This is a genomic window from Dictyobacter halimunensis (assembly GCF_036245075.1).
On the sequence record NZ_BSRI01000002.1, the window covers coordinates 2,498,312 to 2,518,580 of the forward strand.

11 protein-coding genes and 1 tRNA gene are annotated in these 20,269 nt (G+C 54.7%); 8 read left to right on the top strand and 4 right to left on the bottom strand.

Features of this window, described 5'->3' with window-relative positions:
- Positions 1 to 118: 118 nt before the first annotated feature.
- Together AABA21_RS24425 and AABA21_RS24430 are read left to right on the top strand one after the other, a co-directional pair.
- On the top strand, positions 119 to 1,540 hold the full coding sequence (locus AABA21_RS24425; RefSeq protein ID WP_338254296.1) for a class II fumarate hydratase: 1,422 nt from the start codon (positions 119 to 121) through the stop codon (positions 1,538 to 1,540).
- A 141-nt stretch (positions 1,541 to 1,681) separates the two neighbouring features.
- Positions 1,682 to 1,757 (top strand) — tRNA-Ala (locus AABA21_RS24430).
- A gap of 71 nt (positions 1,758 to 1,828) precedes the next feature.
- Here AABA21_RS24430 and aspS read toward each other — a convergent pair.
- The 4 genes from aspS to AABA21_RS24450 form a co-directional block, all read right to left on the bottom strand.
- Entirely contained in the window at positions 1,829 to 3,136 is a 1,308-nt protein-coding gene (gene aspS, locus AABA21_RS24435) for an aspartate--tRNA(Asn) ligase (RefSeq protein ID WP_338254298.1), read from the bottom strand.
- 563 nt (positions 3,137 to 3,699) lie between these two features.
- Positions 3,700 to 4,983, bottom strand: coding sequence for an MFS transporter (locus AABA21_RS24440; protein ID WP_338254299.1), 1,284 nt, complete (start codon positions 4,981 to 4,983; stop codon positions 3,700 to 3,702).
- A 476-nt stretch (positions 4,984 to 5,459) separates the two neighbouring features.
- Positions 5,460 to 7,373, bottom strand: coding sequence for a PrsW family intramembrane metalloprotease (locus tag AABA21_RS24445; protein ID WP_338254301.1), 1,914 nt, complete (start codon positions 7,371 to 7,373; stop codon positions 5,460 to 5,462).
- Positions 7,374 to 7,710: 337 nt separating this feature from the next.
- The gene (locus tag AABA21_RS24450) at positions 7,711 to 11,208 is read right to left on the bottom strand and encodes a DNA polymerase III subunit alpha (protein WP_338254304.1); all 3,498 of its coding nucleotides are present in this window, start codon (positions 11,206 to 11,208) and stop codon (positions 7,711 to 7,713) included.
- Positions 11,209 to 11,826: 618 nt separating this feature from the next.
- On the opposite strand from AABA21_RS24450, the gene AABA21_RS24455 reads away from it, so the two are divergent.
- The 6 genes from AABA21_RS24455 (at position 11,827) to AABA21_RS24475 (ending at position 20,249) form a co-directional block, all read left to right on the top strand.
- On the top strand, positions 11,827 to 14,265 hold the full coding sequence (locus AABA21_RS24455) for an FAD-dependent oxidoreductase (protein WP_338254306.1): 2,439 nt from the start codon (positions 11,827 to 11,829) through the stop codon (positions 14,263 to 14,265).
- Between the two features lie 328 nt (positions 14,266 to 14,593).
- Positions 14,594 to 16,486, top strand: coding sequence for a cyclic nucleotide-binding domain-containing protein (locus AABA21_RS24460; protein ID WP_338258468.1), 1,893 nt, complete (start codon positions 14,594 to 14,596; stop codon positions 16,484 to 16,486).
- Positions 16,487 to 16,526: 40 nt separating this feature from the next.
- Positions 16,527 to 17,420: a hypothetical protein gene (locus AABA21_RS24465; RefSeq protein WP_338254308.1), complete on the top strand. Its 894-nt coding sequence runs from the start codon at positions 16,527 to 16,529 to the stop codon at positions 17,418 to 17,420.
- Positions 17,421 to 17,544: 124 nt separating this feature from the next.
- A complete protein-coding gene (locus tag AABA21_RS39490; protein WP_420917169.1) occupies positions 17,545 to 17,991 on the top strand; it encodes a zinc ribbon domain-containing protein in 447 nt (148 codons plus the stop codon).
- Positions 17,919 to 18,938, top strand: coding sequence for an anti-sigma factor domain-containing protein (locus AABA21_RS24470; RefSeq protein ID WP_420917215.1), 1,020 nt, complete (start codon positions 17,919 to 17,921; stop codon positions 18,936 to 18,938). The genes AABA21_RS39490 and AABA21_RS24470 overlap by 73 nt, the downstream gene beginning before the upstream one ends.
- Before the next feature lie 462 nt (positions 18,939 to 19,400).
- On the top strand, positions 19,401 to 20,249 hold the full coding sequence (locus AABA21_RS24475; RefSeq protein ID WP_338254312.1) for a TRM11 family SAM-dependent methyltransferase: 849 nt from the start codon (positions 19,401 to 19,403) through the stop codon (positions 20,247 to 20,249).
- Positions 20,250 to 20,269 lie beyond the last annotated feature (20 nt).

Genomic DNA, 20,269 nt, shown 5'->3' on the forward strand with positions numbered 1-20,269 from the left:
CCCGCAGATCGCTGCGCGATCTGCGGGCACTATTCTATCACCTGTTATCTTCCTGATTTCTGAAAAGAAACAGTGATATAATACTTGAGTGATAAATAATGCTCAAAGAGGAGGCTTTATGTCGCAAGACGCTCAAGATACCCGAATAGAACGCGATTCTATGGGCGAGATGCAGGTGCCCGTTCATGCATATTATGGCGCGAGTACACAGCGCGCCGTACTCAATTTTCCAATCAGTGATTTGCGTTTTTCACGCGAGTTTATTCGTGCCCTCGGCCAGATCAAGCAGTCGGCCGCGTGGGTCAATCGCGAACTTGGCCATGTCGATGCTCAGATAGCCGATGCCATCATCCAGGCCAGCCAGGAGGTGATCGATGGCAAGTTAGACGATCACTTTGTGCTGGATATATTTCAAACTGGCTCCGGTACGTCGACGAATATGAATGCCAATGAGGTGATTGCGAATCGGGCTAGCGAGATTCTTGGTGGCTCCCGTGGCTCGCGCAAGGTTCATCCCAATGATCATGTGAACTTTGGCCAATCCTCCAACGACGTTATTCCCAGCGCCATCCATCTCTCTGCTCTCCTGAGCATTGAACACTATTTGATCCCAGCTCTGCTTGAATTGCAGCAGACCTTGAGCGACAAGGCTGATGAATTTTATTCGATCATCAAAACTGGGCGCACCCATTTGCAAGATGCGACTCCCATTCGCCTGGGTCAGGAGTTCAGTGGCTACACCGGTCAGATCGAGCGCGCGATTATTCGTCTGAACCATGCGCAGGGTGAGCTCGCTGAATTGGCGCTCGGCGGTACCGCCGTCGGTACCGGCGTGAATACCGATCCTGTCTTTGCCTCACGTGTCTGTGAGCGTCTCTCCAATATCACTGGTGTCGAGGTCAGGGAGACCAGCAACCACTTCCAGTCCCAAAGCACGCTGGACAATGTGGTTGAGGCCAGTGGCGTACTTAATACCATCGCCGTCAGTTTGATGAAGATCGCCAATGACATCCGCTGGCTTGGCTCTGGTCCTCGCGCGGGCATCGGCGAGATCGATTTGCCCGCTGTACAGCCCGGCAGCTCAATTATGCCCGGTAAGGTCAATCCGGTGATTGCCGAGTCGGTCTGCATGGTCTGCGCGCAGGTGATCGGCAATCATACCACCGTTACCGTGGCGGGACAGTCTGGCAACTTTGAAATCAACGTGATGATGCCGGTTGTCGCTCACAATATCCTGCAATCCATCAACCTGCTGTCAGCCGCCAGCCGCAATTTCAGTCGCCAGTGCATCACCGGCTTGAAGGCCACCACGCGCGGACCCGAGATGGTCGAGCGTGGACTCGCCATCTGTACCTCTCTGGCTCCTGTGATCGGTTATGATGCCGCCGCCAATATCTCCAAGGAGGCGCACAAAACCGGTCGCACTGTTCGTGAAGTAGCCCGCGAAAAAACCAACCTCACCGAAGAAGACCTCGATCGCATCCTCAACCCCGAAAGCATGACCAGACCCGGCCTCGAAGGAGGACCAGCCGGCGGCTGATCTCCGTTTTTCGTGAAGGAGGTGAAGATGAGCGGCTTGGCCACCCATCTTCACTCCCTCTCACAAAAAAGCCCTTAAAACCTATTGCAAAGATGGAAGAGATAGTGTATAATTTACCCCTGTAAGCAATAAATAAGGCATGGGCTTGTAGCGCAGCTGGTAGAGCGCCTCCATGGCATGGAGGAGGTCAGGGGTTCGAGTCCCCTCTGGTCCACCAACAACCCCGATCATTCATATGATCGGGGCTTTTTTTATAGTGTGGGTGCTCTACAGCACCCACACTATATATTAAGGGACCAGGCGGTGTATGTCGCGTGGAAAGGTCGTGGTGAGCTTGACGTTCTGGGTTCCCAGCAACTGCATCAGCAGGCGCTCTGAGCCAATGGCGAATCCGCCATGGGGCGGCATGCCATATTTGAAGGCCTCCAGATAGTATTCAAACGGCTCTATGGGGAGCCGCGCCTGCTCCAGGGCTGCCAGGTAATCCTGGTAGCGATGCAGGCGTTGTCCTCCAGTTACCAGTTCTGTCCCCCGGAAGAGCAGGTCGAACGAGTTCGAATATGCGGGCCGCTGTGGATCGGGATGGGTATAAAAGGGCCGCTTGTGCATTGGGTAGCCGGTGACATATAAGAAGTCGCTGTTAAACTCCTTTTTAGCCCATTCGCCCAGCCAGCGTTCGTCCTGCGGCGACAGGTCTGGCTCGCTGCGCACGTCGACTTTGTGTAGCCTGTAGATCAGCTCTTGCGCTTCCGCGAAATGGATATGTGGTACCTGCTCTGGTACGCTCGGCATCTCAACCTTTAAGAGCTCCAGTTCGGCGCGATACGATTCCTGAAGCGTCTGCAGGATGTGAGCCATGACGTCGCGCAGCATGGCCATGACCGTGAAATGGTCTTCGATAAAACCAAATTCGGCGTCCAGGCTGACATATTCGTTGATGTGCCGGGTGGTGTCGTGTGGCTCGGCCCGGAATACGGGTCCAACCTCGAAGACGCGTTCAAAGACTCCAACCATGATCTGCTTATAAAACTGTGGACTCTGCGCCAGGTAGGCCGGACGTCCAAAGTAGTTGAGCTCGAAGACGTTGGCTCCGCTCTCGGTGGCGGCGGCGACGATCTTTGGTGTCTGAATTTCGGTAAATGCTCTGGATGTCAAGATGTCCCGAAAAGCGGCCATCACTCCTGCTGAGAGACGCAGGGTAGCGCGTCGCAATGGATGGCGGTTGGTGACCGGGGCATGGTCCAGCAAGGTGCTGGGCTGGGCGTTGAGCTTGCGCTTGTTGAGCGAGATCGGCGGCAGTTCGCTGACGGGATTGAGCACCTTTATCTTGAGCTCGTGTAGCTCGACGCCTCCGGGCGCCTGGGCTTCACTGACGACCAGTCCTTCGACGGCGATAATGCTCTCGACCCCGATGTTTTCTGGCAGCAGTGCGGTGATCTCCTTTTCTGTCTCCGCCACGGCCTGTAAGAGTCCCCAGCCATCGCGAATGACCAGAAAATTGATGCCGCCCATGCGGCGCAATGAATGAAGCCAGCCCGCGACGCGCACGCGTTTCCCTACCTGTCCGGCTACCTCAACAGTACGAATGCGTTCCATCTGAAAAACTCCTTATATCTGCAATAAACACAACGGGCCTGCCAGTGTCCGTGTTAGATGAGGAAGGACACCTGGCAGGCCCGTCAGTATGTTACAGACCATGGGTGCCTTCCTCTAGATCGTTATCGTCTCCGTCGTTATCCATCGTGCGTCCCTTTCATATGCTGGCCGATAGGCAAAAAAGAACAACAAAAAACCCTCATCCTATCAGGAGGACGAGGGCGTATCTTTTCGCCTATCGTGGTACCACCACCGTTTATCCCACAACGTGGGACCTCAATCGATTCTATTCGCTCTCATCTCTTATGATTGCTTGAGAGCTGATGTAAAATCGTCGCGCTATAACGGGCGCGGACCCGAAATCCAGCTACTACTGCATACAATGCTGGTTCACTGGTTGGCTCATGGGAGTCATTGGATCAGAGCTAATGGCAATGCTTTCAGCCGAGACATTGCTCTCTGTCTATTAGCTTGTCTGCCCAACCTGCCCCATTCACTGCCTCTATCATTTTTGTTTCTAAGGTTACTGTACCATATAGGCATAAATTCAGTCAAGCATAGAATCAGACTTTTACCGCTTCTCCCGCTTCACCTTCGGTTTCGTCGCTGTAGACAGGGGTTCTCTTGCTGAGTCGCAGTGCGCGCCAGAAGAAGACGACGGTGGGGGTGAGGATGGCGCTGGTACTGATCAGGGCGGCCCGCAGGGATACCAGGGTACCAATATAGCCCACCGCCGGTCCGCCCGCGATCTGCCCGATGGCGTCTACCTGCCCAAACATCGAGATGATGGTGGCGCGCATCCGTGGTGGGCTGTTGCGGGTGATCCAGGTCATGTAGAATGGGCTGGCCGCGCTACGACCAATGCTGGCGCACCAGAAGGCGCCCAACGCCAGGTAGAAGTTGCCTGAAAGGGCGAAAACCACCACGCTGATGATTAAGAGCAGCTGAAAGCCAAACATTACCTTGATCATCCGCCGCTGCTGACTGGCATGGACGCGCCGCCGCACCAGTTCCGTAATGATCAAACATAGAATAGAACCTCCCGCGCTGATAATGCCGAACCAGACCAACGTGTTCAGGTGCCCGATGGCCGGAAAGGCAAAGTTTTTGATGAAGTGGTCTGTCTGTAAGCGATCAAAGCCCTCACTGGCCATGGCCGAAAAGGCGGTGATGCAGAGGATGGTCAGTAGCATCCTGCTTCGCCTGACCGCCTTGCCACCATCCGCCATCATCTTTCTCATGGCTTGCCAGGTGTTATGTTCGCTGTTCCGGACGGGCTGGAAGTTGCGCTCGGGCATCCAGATGCAGAGCAGTACAGCCAGGAGCAGATGGAGCGTGGAGCCCACAATAATCGGCAGATTGAGCCGGTAGGTCGCCAGCCAGATGCCCAGCGGAATGCTCACCAGCGAGGCCACCTGCCCGATCTGACTGCCACGGATAAAGGCGTTGCCCACGCGCTCATCTCCTAACTCATCGGCACACCAGGCCTCCTCGGCCCCCGTGACAAAGGTTGCTCCCCAACCCCAGAGTATATTGGCTACGATGACCGCCAGGAAGGTCGGTATGAGCCCCTCTAACAGAAACCCCACTCCCATCAGCAGATAGCCGAGCATGACCGCCAGGCGCCGGCTGTACGTGTCCGCCAGTATGCCGGTCGGCACCTGCCATATAAAGCAGGCGGCCTCCATCGCGGTCCCCACCAGGACCAGTTGCAATGGATTCAGCCTGACCGCCTCGATCTGGTAGACCATGTTGATGGAGAAGATGGTGCTATTGGCGAATGAACCCAGCCCCGCGATCATGAGATAGATCGTAAAGGCATCGAATTTGCGCAGCTTGAAATGCATGCAGTGTCACTCCTTGCGTCACAATGACGCTTGTTTGCTTGTAGTTGAAATGGGGGAGATAGGAGTGCGCACGTGGCGTCAATAGCTATATCATCAGAAGCTATGCGCATAGCATTTCTACCATAATTCCTGCCTGTTGTGATATGTGGCGAGGTTATGGTTCTTTAATGCTTATGAGGAAATGTATGAAGCGTATCTTGTATGGCTTTACGCTAGCGCGAGCACCCAACCCCGGATAAGCTGCCAGTAGAAACTGCAGCCATTGTTGAGAGGATGGTTGGTGCTATTAACATTTATGCTGTCCCTTTCTGCTTGCGCGGATGTTATCCCTATTTGCAGAGATTAACCTTTTAAACAATACCATAGAAGATCCAGAAATACAAGTCGTGCAGATAGTTTATGGCTGGTGCAATGAGGGCTCGAATGAGCCCTCATTGCACCAGCCATAAACTATCTGCACGACCAAAAGAGGAGCGCTAGCGCGCCGGATATGGCTGCGGCTGAGCGTAAGAGGAGCTATGCACCACCTCTTGCGCTAGCCGCTCCTTATCTTTATCGACCGTCCTGGGGGCGTTGCCCAACTGCCGATCTCTGGTGTTATTTTTTCCTAACTTGCCCGTGACAAAAAGGAAGAAGAGGACCATCAGCACTGTTTCGATGGTATAGATGATCAGGATCGATGGTACAGGATAATTTCCAATGTTGATCGTTCCTGTGTCAAAGTATGGACCCACAGGTGCTGGCAGCAGTTGGAAGGCGAACGATCCGTTCCAGATGGCGTGCTGCAGTACAGCGTATGCGCCACAGCCCAGGCCGATCCAGATGCGATGGCGTGGCAGGGATTTCGAGTGGGTCAGGTAATACCAGCCCAGGGCCGTCATGCCTGCTCCAAAGCTGTGCAGCAGTCCGGCCGAACTGCGCTGGATGGCGATATCTACCCAGTTGCTGTACCCCATGCCAATGTAACCCGAGGTCTCGACGAGGTCGAAGCCGATGCCACAGGCCATGCCGAGCAAAAAGGCTTCCGCGGCACTGCCGATGCGCCCGATCATGACTACCACGGCGAGCGGCTTGACGCCTTCCTCTACCAGAGGTGCGACAACCGACACGACCAGGAACAGGTAGATGAGGGCGCGCGTATTGTTAGGAATCGGCATATTTGGATCATCCAGCTGAAAGCCGTTGAGATGCAGGCCGGCCTGAATGACCACACCCAGAATCAGCTCAAAGATCATGGCGAAAAGGATGGCCGATGTCGCTCCGCTGGTGAGGGCGACCGCGACGCGCCTCCACGTGGTCGTCCAGTGCTCATCATCCCTGCGGTGGATGCGCCACGCTCCCAGCGTGAATATGGTCAGCGCCGGCAGCAAGCCCGCCAGCCCGATCAGCAGGACCGTCAGCCAGGTGGTTTGCGCGACCTGTATGTTGCCACGGATCAACAGGCCGATGATCACCATCACGATATAAAGGGCCAGGAAGACCACAAACCATGGTAGCCTGAAGTTGTTCAGCTTGATGGAGGGAACCTTGAATTCCCACGATTTTTTGCGCAGCAGAGCCCGTATGCTGTGATAGAGACTAAACGTTCCTCCACCCAGGCCCGCGATGGTCAGGGCCGTAAACATAGTGATGCTACCAAACAACTGCTCCGGTTTACTCTGTAGCGAGCTGTAGGGCATCATAATCACTGTTAGTAACAGGATAAAAGCACAGACGACGCCTGTAAGGAATACGATACTGGAACAGATAGTAGCGATAATTGCAACGACAAATTGATAGGTATCCCTTGGCGGCTTGCGTGGCTGCCAGGTATAGGGGTATCCATAGGGAGGTGGATATCCATATGCATGATAATAGCCGTTATATGGCAGGTAGTAGCCCTGAGGCGCATAGTTATACATCGGCGGTTGCTGATAAGGAGGCGCCCAGCCGTTACCTCCAATATGTTGTCCATTGCCATTGTTAGGCTGTCCGTAGCCGTTTTGAGACTGCCCATAGCCGGGCTGTGGATATGGTTGTGCGGGATAGAAGGGAGCCCCATAGCCGGGTTGTGGTTGCGCGGGATAAGGCGCCCGATAGCCAGGCTGTTGATTATTCATCGGCGGATACGCCGTCTGCGCTGGCACCTGCGGTCCACGTGGCGGCTGTTGAGGACGCGCGGGAGCATTGAATGGTGCCTGTGGTGCGCCTGAAAACTGTAATGGCCCCGAAACATGCTCGCTGTATTGCGGCTCCCTATAATCCTCAAGCTCATTTGCAGACTGGTTTGACGTCAACCTCGATTGCTGTTCGCTATCCTGTTGCGTGGATGCGTTGGCTTCTAGAGAGGGCTTTTTTTGCGTAATGTGTCTATCTTCGTTCGATTCAGAACCCTTATAATCGAAACCCACAATCTTATAACCTTTTCTGCTTTTTTTAAGATGTATCAATTAATGTATTCTGTTAATGAGTATACGAGTGTTGAAATGTTTAGGTTTCCTCTCAGTATAACGATTCAGATGTTCAACTGTCAAAACCGGAAGCCTCCGTATAGGATCAAACATGTGTTTCGTACGAAAAACGCCAGAACGACCACATTTTCGCTCCCGTAGGTTCGACCCTCGGGTCGATTTCCCCGCCCCAAGCAAAAGCCACAAGAAAGGCGATCCCGTAGGTTCGACCCTTGCGGTCGATTTCTCCTCGCCTTTCTTGTGGCTCAATAAGATGTATCGCCTGAGAAGGCGATGCTTACGCCAGCACTTTGGCCTCGATCATGCCGGGGCCGAGCTCTTCTTCCAGTCTGTTCCGCAGCTCTTCGGTATAAAGGATGGTGTTGTCCTGCGGCGTCAGGCGCATCTCCCATTCACCATTGGCGACCAGAATCTCGTAGTGGTCGCGGCCCGGCTTCTCACTGAGGTAGCGCTTGATGTTCTGGACCTTCATGATGTCGTTGGAGACAGAGATCTCGTCGCTTCCGGTGAGCTGGAGCTTGAGCCAGACCATGTATTGTTTACGATTCATCTCTTCTTCGACGGCCTTGAAGGGATTGACGCTGTTGCAGAGGATACATGGCTCGTCACGCCTGAACTGAACTTCGCCGCGTACGATGACGACCGTGTCTTCCACCCATTTGTCGGCGGTCTCCTCATAGGTGCGTGGGAAGATGGTGACGCTGATGGTGCCATACATGTCTTCCAGCTGCGCGATGCACATGGTATCGCCCTTCTTGGTGGTGATCCTCCGTGCCTCTTTAATGGTGCCGCAGACGGTGACTTTTTGCTTGTCGCTCTCCTCCGTGATGTCGGCCGTGCTATGGGTGGCCTTATCTTTGATCAGGTCGCTGATATAGGCCAGTGGGTGTTTGGAGATATAGATGCCGACCAGTTCCTTCTCCCATGCCAGCAGCTGCTTGCGTGAGATTTCGGCTACGTTCTGATTCAGCGAGAAGCTGAGCGAGCTGCTGATCTCTTCCATGTCTCCGAATAGACTCATCATGCCGCGCTCCTTGGCCGAACGCTCGCTCTTGCCAAACTGCATGGCGCGCTCAACGGAGGCCAGCATCTGGTGGCGCTTATTCTCCCCTTCCAGCGAATCGAGGGCTCCGGCTTTGATCAGGGTCTCGACCGCGCCTTTACCGACCGCTTTGGGATCGACCCGTGTGCAAAAGTCGGCCATGGATTTGAATGGACCGCCTTCGTTGCGCGCGCGCACAATTTCGTTGATCGGTCCATCACCGATGCCTTTGATGGCCAGCAGGCCGAAGCGGACGCCGTCATTTTCGATGGTAAAGCCGCGCTCCGAGCGGTTGACGTCCGGTCCGTAAACCTCGACATTCATGCGCTTACATTCGGCGACGGCATTGGAGATCTTGTTGGCGTCGGCGGCCTCAGCGGTCATGGTAGCGGCCATGAATTCAGCCGTATAGTTGGCTTTGAGATAGGCGGTATAGAAGGCCACCACGGCGTAACTGGCGGCGTGCGCCTTATTGAATCCATAGCCACCGAACGGCAGGATCAGGGTGAAGAGCTGGTCGGCCACCTCGGGTGCCACCCCGTTTTTGAGGCAGCCCTGGATGAAGTCGCTTTTATAGCCCTCCACCTCGTGCATGATCTTTTTACTGAGCGCCTTACGGAACTTGTTTACCTTACCCCAGGAGAAGCCCGCCAGGTTGACAGCGATCAGCAGCACCTGGTCCTGGTAAACGATGACGCCGTAGGATTCGGCCAGCCACTGCTCCAGGCGGGGATCCAGATAGGTGATCTTCTTGCGTCCGTGTTTGGCGTCGACAAAATCTGGAATACTATCCATCGGACCCGGACGGTACAGGGCGACCATGGCGGTAATGTCTTCAATACAGGTGGGATGCAGCATTTTGATGTATTCGCGCATCTTCGCACCTTCTAACTGGAACACTCCGGTCGTTTCGCCCGCCGCCAGCAGCTCAAAGGCCTTTTTACGCTTGGCGTTTTGCTGCTCGTTTCCTTCTATCTCATCCAGGGGGAGCTTCTCCAGATTGATATCTTCGCCACGCGCCTCCTTGATAAATTTGAGGGCGTTATCGATGATTGTCAGGTTGGAGAGGCCCAGGATATCATATTTGATCAGTCCCAGTTCTTCCAGGTGGGCATGCTCGTATTGCGTGGAGTAGCGACCCTCACGGATCTGCAGGGGCACGAACTTATCAAGGGCTTCATTGGCGACCAGCACGCCGGCGGCGTGGACGCCAGTGCCACGAACGGACCCCTCAAGCTCCAATGCCAGGCCTAGCAACTCTTTGGCGTCCGGATCGCTGTCGCGCAGATCGCTGAGCTCTTTGACGGAGTCCAGCGTACCCTGCAGGGTCACTTTTGGACCGCTAGGAATCATGCGGGCGATGCGGTCACCCAGGGTCTGCTTCTCCAGCACGCGGGCGACGTCGCGTACCGCTCCTTTGGCGGCCATGGTCATGAAGGTGGCCATCTGCGCCACGCACTCGTGCCCGTATTTGTTGGCCAGGTAGTTGATGACTTCTTCACGGCGGTCATCCGGGAAGTCCATGTCGATATCAGGCATATCGTCGCGCTCGGGATTGAGGAAGCGTTCAAAGAGCAACTGATAGCGCAATGGATCGACGTTGGTGATGCCCAGCGAGTAGGCGACGACACTCCCGGCGGCCGATCCCCTGGCCAGACAGCGAATGCCGTGATCGCGCGCCCAGCCGACGTAGTCCGCCACCACCAGGAAGTAGGGCACGAAGCCTTTCTGTATGATGATGCTCAGCTCGTAGTCCAGCTGCTGCTTGATGCGCTCGGTCATCTCACCATAGCGATAGCGGATACCCTCTTCACACAGCGCGTACAGATATTCATCGGGCGTGCGATACTGGGATGGCACGTCGACCGCCGGCAGCTGCGCCTTGTAGGCGAAGGGATCGACCTCGCAGCGCTCGGCCAGGCGCACCGTGTTGAGCAGCGCGTCCCCCAGCTCTGGAAAGAGCTGCAGCATCTGGTCTGGACTGCGCAGGAAGAACTCGTCGCTCTCGAACTTGAAGCGCTTGGGATTGGTGAGGCTACTCTGTGTCTGTACGCAGAGCAGAACCTCGTGGGCGTGTGCATCATCATGCATGACGTAGTGCAGGTCATTGGTGGCCAGCAGCGGCATCTGCAGCTCTTTGGCCATCTGATAGAGATGCTGATTGACGCCCGACTGCTCGGGATAGCCGTTGTGATCCTGAATCTCTAAATAAAAGTTATTGGGACCCAGCGTGTTGCGGAACCAGCGGGCGGTATTATAGGCTTCGTCAACTTTGCCCTCAATCAACAGCTGTGGGATCTCACCGCCCAGACACGAGGAGGTGGCGATGATGCCTTCACCGTATTGTTCGAGCAGCTTCTTATCGATACGCGCCCGGTTGGCGTGCATCCCTTCGGTATTGGCGAGTGTCATCAATTTCATGAGATTGCGATAGCCGGTATTGCTCTCAGCCAGCAGTAGCAGGTGATAATAGCGCTTGTCGCCCTGCTTGAATTTTGGCTTATCCTTATGATCGGCCACCATATAGCTCTCAACACCCAGAATAGGATGGACCCCACCTTTGCGGCACTCCTTATAGAATTCCAGTGCCCCATACATCGCCCCGTGGTCGGTAATCGCCAGGTGATTCATCCCCAGCTCTTTCGATTGTTTTACCAGCTTCTTAATGCGGCTGAAGCCATCCAGCAGCGAATACTCTGTATGTACATGCAGATGCGCGAAGTCCGCCCCCATTAAATATCCTCCATCTCAAAAAACTCAAAAAAAAGCATAGTGAGCAAGTGATTTATGAATAAGTTAGTCCTATAAGTATGCCTTATCTTTGCGGTGGTTGGCAATATTCACTTCGAACGTTTGTTTTTGTACTAGCCTTTTTGGGACCGCCTGGCAGCAACTAAACCTCTCTCCAATGCCATTATATCCGCGCCCCTAATGCGGGAGGTGCAGGAGGGCGACTAGCCCTCCTGCACCTCCCGCAGGGAGGATCCTGCACCCCGGCAGGGAGGACTCCTAGTTTTGTTACGAGGAGGGCGCTGACGCGCCCTCCTCGTAACAAAACTAGGAAATGGGTAATGCCTTTAGAGGTAAGATAGATACATTTCTAGGTTTCTCTGGTAAGATGAAGGGTGAATATAGGTACAGGGCGCTTCAGATATCATAATGAGATATGTACCTATAACGATGTCAGAGTGTGCAATCCTGTATATTCTGAAGTAGGGGGAGGTTGTATGTGGGTATGTGGATTGTGCGGGCTGCACAGACCGGTCTCTCTTCACGTTTCTGATAGAGTGCTCTGTCTGCCCTGTCTCGATTTTTCACATTGTCGCGGATTCATGGATGTCGAGGGTATGCATGGCTGATCAGATTTCATTTTTAGTTATCGGGAATGGTATAGCAGGTATTACTGCGGCGGAAACGTTGCGTCAGCAGGCTCCGCAGGCGACGATCGGGGTGATCTCTGAGGATGGGCATCCCGTCTACTTTCGTCCCGCCTTGAAGGACTATCTGGCTGGCCGGGTGGTTGAGGAGAAGCTATGGGCTCGCCCGATTAACTATTATCAGTCACAGCATATTCATTTTCTGGCTGAGAGGGTAACGCATATCCAGCCGGAGCAGCATATCGTTCTGCTGCAAAGTGGCGGACAGGTGAAATATGAAAAGTTGCTGCTGGCCAGTGGAGCCCGGCCGGCTCACCTGACCTGTCCCGGTAGCGACCTGGAAGGCGTATTCACCCTGCGTAGCGTAGAGGATTACCAGGCCATCGTTGAGCGCCTGCCTTCCGCGCGCAGGATCGTCGTGGTTGGCAGCGGCACCCTTGCTTTGGAGACAGTGGAGACGCTGCGCCATCGCGGGCACCAGATTTCGCACCTGTTGCGTAAAAGCCTGTTGTGGTCTGAGGTTCTGGATGCTACGGCATCGGACCTGGTGCTGCAGGAGGAGATACGTGATGGGGTTGATGTACGGCTAGAGACAGAGATTATAGAGATAGTTGGTTCGCGTGGCCGGGTCTCCGCCGTCCAGACCAGTACAGGCGAGCGTATTACCTGCGACCTGGTACTTGTCGCGATTGGCATTGAGCCCAATATCGACTACGCGCGGGCCAGCGGCTTGCGGTGCCGTCGCGGTCTGCTGGTCGATGATCAGATGCGCACCAGCGCCATCGATGTATACGCCGCCGGCGATGTGGTGGAAACAACGATGCCTGGTACACAGCGCGCCCGCATCATCGGGCAGTGGTATCCATCTATTCAGCAGGCCCGGGCGGCCGCTTACAGCATGCTCAATATGTTGGACACCAGCCGGCCGTTTCATGCCGCGACCTTTTATAACGCGACCTTTTTGTATGGATTGCCCTTTGCGTCTGTTGGCTTGACCAATGTCAAAGGCTATCGTGAACTGGTTGCCGAACCACAACCACGTTCCTATCGTAAGGTTCTGCTCTGCGATGGCGTCCCAGTTGGCATGTTGGCCCTGGGTGATCGCAAGCATACATTGGCTTTTAAGCGCGCGATCGATTACCAGGTCAACCTGACGCCTGTCGCCTCTGCCTTGATGAAGGAAGATTTCGACCTGACAGCCTACCTGGATCGCTTGAAAGTGCCTCCTCTGCAACTGGGGGTGCAGCGTGCCGGCGATACCGATACTCGACAAGTGAATGCTATACCTGGCAATGTTCAGCAACCCCAGGTGGGAGAGGACCCTATGTTACATGAACTATCACCGTCTCAACATACTGAGGCACTGCTGGTGCACGTGGCTGATCCGCATGTTCCATTGCACATCGCCGAAACTGCTTTGAGTCGTGAAAAGTTTGTGACGATTGGACGCCAGCCGGGAGTTAACCTGGTTGTCAACGAAGGTTCGATCTCGCGCCGTCACGCTCAGCTTGGTTTCCAGAATGGGCACTACGTTGTTATTGATTTAAAGAGCCTCAATGGCACCTTCTTGAATGAGCAGCGGCTCGATCCTGAGCGCTCTTATCCCCTGAAGGTCAATGATGTATTGCGCTTTGGCAATACCGTCACATTTTGTTTTCTCTTGCGTCCCCTCAATTTTGATAATCTTGCGCCGGCGCGCCAGAAATTTCCTGCTAAACCAGAGCCACAGCCAGTCAGGCCGCCGCAGCAGCAGGAATTGGATGAAAATCTCTTGCCCGTTGGTGCCGCCCAGCCACTGCCACCGACCATCATAAAAGCCTTAAAAGCGACGCCCGCGCTGATCATTCTGCCGGCCAGTGTTAAAGGGGAACGCAAGCAATCGCCATATGTACATCTCTTGAAGCCAAAATCATCCATCACCATTGGTCGTGATGCTGGCAACGATCTTGAGATCCACGACATGATGATCTCGCGCCGCCACGCGGAAGTTTTTTCCACCATGGAAGGCTTTTACATGCGTGACCTGGGCAGCAGCAATGGCGTCACCATCAACCAGGGCAGGATCGATCAACCCTATCGGCTCTCGCACGGTGATCACATCGTCTTAGGATCGACCACCATATTCTTTATTGACCTGCAATCTGGCCAGGAAAAAACCTCCAAATTGCAGTCCATGGCCATCAATCCACCAATCCAGCGGAGCCCGCTGCCTGATGGCAAAAAAGGATCACCAGCCGCCAGACAGCCTGTGACGGGCCCGGAGACCCAGGTTCGCGTGCCAACGGTCGCGCCGGCCAGCTCAACAAAGCCAGCCACCAAACCGCCGTTTCCCGTCGTCATCTGTTCAAAGTGTGGAGTCGTCAATATGCCAATTGCCCGCTTCTGCGCCGGCTGCAGCTCTCCCCTGCACTGATCCTGGCTGTCAGCTAGCGGGAGTACAGAGGACGGCTAGCCCTTGCCTGGGGGTATGGGGGGCTGTGCCCCCATCAGCTTTCTATTGTCTGTGGTGCCGCAGGCATCGTCAGATAAAGCGCTCCCTTTTAAGCGGGAGTGCAGAGGGCGGCTAGCCCTCTGCCTGGGGGTATGGGGGCTGTGCCCCCATCAACTTTCTATTGTCTGCTGGTGCTTGCGGCACCACAGACAATTCTCCCCCTTTTTTTGAGGAAAAGGAAAGATAACAAAACATGCAAATGCAAACAACCCAAAAAAACTTCAAAGTCGGGATGACCCATCGCACGGATATGCGAACTTTGTCCACGGAAGAGATCAACTTTGAAATAGACATGTGCATTGGGTGCGATCGTTGCATGCGTGCATGTCCCGTCCCCTTATCCAGCCAGGTCACCATCGCCGACCTGAATCGCGCCAACATCTCGGACGAGATCACGCCGATCGTCGCCCGCTTTACCGACGAATGCGTCATGTGTGGCTCATGCGTACCCGTCTGTCCGGTCGATAACCACCGCGATCTGCTGATGCTTTCGCTCAAACAGCGCCTGGGGATCTCCTGGGATGGCCAGGTTGATCTTTCTAAAGCCATGGGACACCTGCCACCGGGGTGGGATGTCTCGCTGGTACTGCTTTGCCTGCGCGAACAGGCTATTTTTCGCGATGCCCGATTGGTACCGGATAATTATTTACTTCATTTCGTGGCGACCTCGGACATTCTGACCCTGTCCTCCGGCGTCGAGTTGATGCGTGAGGGCGAATTCGGACGCGATATATTTTTTATCCTGGATGGTCAGTGTGAGGTCTTCTCCCAGGGCACCGATCAGCTGTCTCTGCCGCTGGCCGTGCTGCGGCGTGGTGAATATATCGGTGAGCAGGGGATGCTCACCGGTCAGCCGCGCAGCGTGACGGTGCGGGCCGCCCAGGATCGTACTGTTGTGCTCAAGGTGCCCGAACAGGTTATGCAGCGTCTGATGGAGGTGTCTCCAGCGGTTCAGGACTTCTTTGTGCAGTTGAGTAGCGCGCGGGCGATTGAAGATATGCTTTCGCGCCTGGAGCTCTTTAAGGGCATCTCCGCCGAAGATATACATGCACTGGCTACGCAGGCGTCTATCCAGCGCGTTGAGCGCGAGGAACAGTTGTTTAGCGAAGAACGCAAAGGAAAGCCTGTGCGTGAGACCTTCCATCTGCTTTTGGACGGTTTTGTGAGGGTAGCCCGCAAGACCGGCCGCTCCGAGCATCCAGAGCGCATTATCGCCTATCGCCAGCGTGGAGATTACTTTGTTGGTGGATTGGATATGCTGGGCGATAGGCGCGCGGTGACGGTGACGGCCATCACCCGTGTCACGGTCGCTGAAATCACGCGTGTGCAATTAAAGTCTCTGCTGACCCGCTATCCAGCCTTTAAGGAGCGCATCCAGGAACGTGTTCAGCTGTACCAGGAGGCCAACACCGCCGCCCATAGCGCGGTCTTCGAGCCGTTTGATCCGGAGCAATTGCAGCAGGCATTGGTGAATACCTCCTCGGCTGCCGAGGCCCGTTCAGGTCTACACGCGCTGGTGAGCGATGGCGTCGTCGAAGGGACCGAGGTGCTGGTCATCGACCTGGATAAGTGTATTCATTGCAATGAATGTGAGGAGGCCTGTGAGCGCCGCCACGGTCAGTCCCGCATGAATCGCGAGGGCATGGTCGTAGGCAATATGAGTATCGTCACAGCCTGTCGCCAGTGCCAGGATCCCGTGTGCATGCTGTGTAGCCGGGCGGGGATCGCGCGTAAGCCGAGCGGCGAGGTCTATATCACCGAAAGTTGTATCGGCTGCGGTATCTGCGCCGAGCGTTGCCCTTACGATAATATTTCGATTGTTTCTCTAACCGAGGATGAGAATGAGGTTCAGCCTGCCAGCTGGCAGCGCTTCAGCCGCTTTTTTAGTAAAGGCTTTGGTAAAGAGCGGGGCCGCAAAGTGCTGCCCATGGCCCAGACACCTGCCGAACCCGGGCCTTTGCAGCCCTTCGTTAACGATGGCCTTGAGAATCTGCGCAAGAAGATCGCCATCAAATGCGACCTCTGCGCGGGCTACAACAACCAGGCCTGTGTCCAGGCTTGCCCGACGGGCGCGGCTATTCGTGTGAATCCTGTTACCTTCTTCGGTTCAACAGAGGATATCCTGAGTCGCAAAGCTCGCTGATTTCCTCCGCCTCCGGCGGCAACAGGAAAGGAGACATTGTATGTCCGTGACGACAAAACAACCTCGGGTATCTCAAAATCGCGGCTTGCGGCGTTTATGGAAGTCCCCCACGTCCGGTGCCCGCTGGTTCTGGCTGACCATGAGCGTGCTGTTCTATCTCGCCATCCTGGCCTGGTACTACTATGCCACTCGTACGCAGGGTGATCCAGAGCCATTCACGGACCCATGGCGACTATTTGGGATTTTTTCCTATGTGCTGGTGCTGGTGACTGCTAGCTATTCGCTGCGCCGCCGCTTCGCGCGCGGCCTGCCCGGCAAAGTACAGAACTGGCTGTGGATGCATACCTGGCTGGGCGTGATCACGATTTTGATCGCGCTGCTGCACGAGAACTATGCGTATGTGACACATGAGTATTGCCGTAATTTGAGCTGCCTGACACAGACGTACTGGGCTCCGGGAGCGCTTTTCGCCCTGATCTTTCTGGTGGTTAGCGGCGTCACTGGACGCCTGCTTGATGTGTGGCAGACACGCGTCATCGCTCGTGAGGCCAGTTCTAACGGCATCGGGATTGAACGCTCGATCGAGGAGCATCTGCGCACGTTGAAATATACGGTTGGGCGCTATAGCGCCGGTAAATCTGATGAGTTTAAGCGTGCCTGCGCCGAGGCCCTGGAGTCTCAGGGGCGTACCATCTATCCAGACTCAGAGGTAGCTGCCCATGAGCGTGCCGACTGGAAGCGCGTCCAGCCTACGCTGCTGGAACATGCCAGGCTGGAACGCTCTCTGTTGCGGCAAAAACGCGCCCGGCGTATTATTCAGGCGTGGCGGACCCTGCATATCTTGCTGGCCTCTATCGCGCTAGCCGTAATCTCCTATCATAGTATCATGGAGCTGTTGACAAACGTACTGCATATAATAAAAATTACTGAATAACAACGTTGTATTGGTTAATATAGAGGGTAAGTAATTGTAGTAGATGTGGATTTTGCGCGTAGAACACTGTCACGTATGTAGGTCGTGTAGTTGTAGAGTAGTGTCTGGTTAAAGGAAATGTATCATGTTGTGCCCCGGTTGTCAGGCGCCGATTGAATCGGATGCTGTTTTTTGTGGACATTGTGGTTCGCCTCTTCCTCCTGTTCATTTGCGATCAGGGGTTGAAGCGCCTGCTCAGATGCAAGCAGGGAAGCAGTGGGTGGATGAGGAGGCGAGTGAGAGCGCTGCTCAGGGGCAGACGCATCAACCTTTTGTTTCTCCGGCGTATCCTTTGACGCCTATACCAGCCAGTAAAGCTTCTGGTTCAACACCTTCACCAGCGCCTCTGCCGTTCGCGGGAGCACCCCCCTGCATCGTTCCGATCGCAAAACGGGCGGCCCCTCTACAGGTCGCAATCTCGCCTTTATCGCGGTCATTCTCGCCATCCTGGGTGTTGGGATCGCGGCTGGTATCTTTGCGTTATGGCAGAACAAGCATATCTCCTCTTCACAGCCGCCTCTCACCACTGTAGCCTCGATGGCGCTTCCCCCTGTCAATGGGGTCGCCAGTTTCCATGATACTTCCAGGAACCGGTCAGGCGTCAATAGCGTCTCTGTGAACGTACGTGGCCTCCAACCTTTATCGGATGGTTCCCGTTATGAGGCCTGGCTCGTCAATGAACACGAGCTGCATATTCAAGCTCTGGGAACGCTTACAAAGACAGGTGATGAATACGTTGTAAACTTTAGTCAGCCAGACGGCAACTTGCTGTCTCAGGGCAATACCCTACAGGTCACGGTAGAGACAACGCGGGCGACGCTGCCCACCGGACGCGTGTTGCTCAGCGCTCACTTCCCACCCATGGCTGGCATGCATATCAACCATCTCCTGGTCTCATATCCAGAGACGCCCAACAAGGTAGCCCTGCTGCCCGGCCTGCTGGCCCAGACGCGCCAGCTTTACGCCCTGTCCCAGCAGTTGCGCACGACCAATGATAAGACCACCGTCCAATGCCTGGCCCAGAACATGCTTGTTTTGCTGGATGGCCAGGATGCAGAGAAACCGGTCGTCAAATCCTATGACTGCTCCTCGGCTCATGTGCCGCCACTCTCAAGTAGCTATGGCCTGCTGGGACAGCATAACGATGGCTATGTCAGCACCGTTGGAGCCCACGCATCGCTGGCCGCCACCCAGACCGATTCGACCGATACCATCAGAAAATATGCGCAACAGGTCATCTTCTCCAGCGAGAACCTCTCAAACTGGTTTTCAACCCTCCATCAGGACTCCCAGTACCTGCTTGCCCACCCCGACGATCACGACAAAGCCGTAGAAGTCATGAATCTCGCCGATCACGCCCTCAACGGCGTCGACAGCAACGACAACGGCAGTGTCGAACCCATCCGCGGAGAAGCGGGCGCCATGCAAGCCTACCTCTCCGGCCAATCCATGGCCACCCTCACCCTCACCAACAAATAACTTGTATCCCCTGTTAAGTTATGTTGTGACGTCAATCGTGCGCAGTGCGCACGATTGACGTCACAACATAACTTAACAGGGGATACAAGGGGCTCCCCCTTGACTGGGGGCTCCGGGGGCTGTGCCCCCGGCCCCTCTTCTCTCTCTGCGGCCCGCAGGGCGGCCCCTAGGATTCCACCCCAATACCTCAAAAATAAAGCAGCATTTCTGCTGCTATTTACATCCGAGCAACGTATAAGCAGTATAATTACTATTCCACAGTAGACACCAAAAAAGGTGGAGGTATTACTAGGGGGAAATGCCAGGCATGGGGACACCCAACATTTTAGTAATATCTCCTCTCAATAGTGTACGCTAAAATAGCCTGTTTTGGCGCGATAATTTATGATTATCAATACCTTTGTGGGATTGTCGCGGGACAATGCCGGCCGGCGTTAACCGCTTTTTACTGGGAGTGGTATCGTGGAAAATGATGATATTTCGACGCGGAACGCTTTGAATGAATTGACTGGTGCAGAGTGGCTCTATTTCACGAAAAGCGTTATCACCACTGCGTATCCTTCCGAATATGGACACCATCTGCGCAAAGCCCATGGCGCCAATAAGCCTCCTCAATTGATGTGCCAGTTGATTGAGTTCTTCACCAAACCCGGCGGAAAAGTGCTCGATCCCTTTGCCGGTGTCGGTGGTACCCTGATTGGCGCCTCCATCTGCCGTAAGGCGCGACAGGCGCTGGGCATTGAAATTAATCAAAAATGGATAGATATATATAACATTATTCTGTCCGAGAGCCAGGGGGCGATCCAGCCGCAGCCCCTGATCCGTGGTGATAGCCTCCATATCTTGCCGACGCTGGAGCCGGCCTCCTTCGACTTCATCGCGACCGATCCTCCTTATAATATTCACCTGGAAAAGACGATGGTCACCGGCCGTTATGCCGAGACCTACTCCAATCGACGCACCGACTATGATATGCGCTCAACCGATCCCGCCGACCTGGCTAACCTTGCCAGCTATGAGGCGTACCTGGATGCGATGGAGCAGATTTTCTGCCACTGTTATACGTTGCTCAAACCACAAAAATATATGGTGATTATCGTGCGCAACGCCTATCAGCATGGCGAGTATATATTTACGCATGTGGATCTTGCGCGCCGCGCCCGGCTGCATGGTTTTGTGCCGAAAGGCGAGATTATCTGGTACCAGGCGGGTACGCGCCTGAGACCGTATGGGTATCCCTTTGCTTATATTCCCAATATCGCCCATCAATATATTGTTGTTTTGCAAAAACCTAAGCAATTGGTCGTATAACCTTCTGGTTTTCTCCCCAT